Source organism: Actinomadura sp. BRA 177 (genome assembly GCF_013372625.1).
Classification (GTDB): Bacteria; Actinomycetota; Actinomycetes; order Streptosporangiales; family Streptosporangiaceae; genus Spirillospora.
In genome coordinates this window covers 1-772 of record NZ_JABXFD010000426.1, presented here as the reverse complement: position 1 = coordinate 772, position 772 = coordinate 1, and the positions used below count along the sequence as shown (strand labels likewise).

1 protein-coding gene is annotated in these 772 nt (G+C 71.1%); it reads left to right on the top strand.

Annotated features, from left to right (window positions below):
- On the top strand, positions 1 to 772 hold a 772-nt coding region (locus HUX53_RS25665; protein WP_176405787.1), incomplete at both ends, for a hypothetical protein.

Sequence of the window (772 nt, the reverse complement as noted above, 5' to 3'; positions counted from 1 at the left end):
GGCCGCGGTACCGGGCGATCCTGGCGGTGGACATCGAGGGGTCCACCGCCCGCACCGACCCGGTCAAGGCCGAGCTCCGCCGCACGCTGTACCGGCTGCTGGAGGAGGCGTTCAACCGGGCCGGAATCGGGCGGGGGTACCGGGAGGAGTACGTCGACCGCGGCGATGGGGCGCTGGTGCTGGTGCACCCTTTCGACGAGGTCCCGAAAACGCTGCTGCTGCACCCGGTGATCCCGATCCTGTCCGGGCTGCTGGCCGAATACAATTCGGCGCAGACGATCTCCCCGGGCGGTGACCGGCGAATTCGCGTGCGGGTCGTCGTGCACGCCGGAGAGGTGCAGAGCGACGGCCACGGCAATTTCGGCGAGGCGCTCGACGTCGCCTTCCGGCTGCTGGACTCGGCGGAGGCGAAGGAGGCGCTGCGGCGCACCAGCGCGCCGCTGGCGCTGGTCGTGTCCGAGGACATCTACCACTCCATCGTCCGGCACGGGTACGAGGGGATCCGGGCCGACTGCTACGTGCCGCTCGTCCGGCTGGAGGTCACCGGCCGCAGCCACCAGGGCTGGGTGCACGACGCCGGCGCGGCCCGGGCGGCCGCCGCCCACCGGCGGGCCGGTGTGCCCGCGTGGCGGCGGCCGCCCGGGCCGCGCCGGCGTCGGTCTCCTGTCGCCTCTACACATTTGACGCAGCCGACGAAGAGGGTAGTGGCGCGTCCGGTGGTTGTCGGAACATTCATAACAACCACAACAGAGAGAACAGCTACAGCAACACA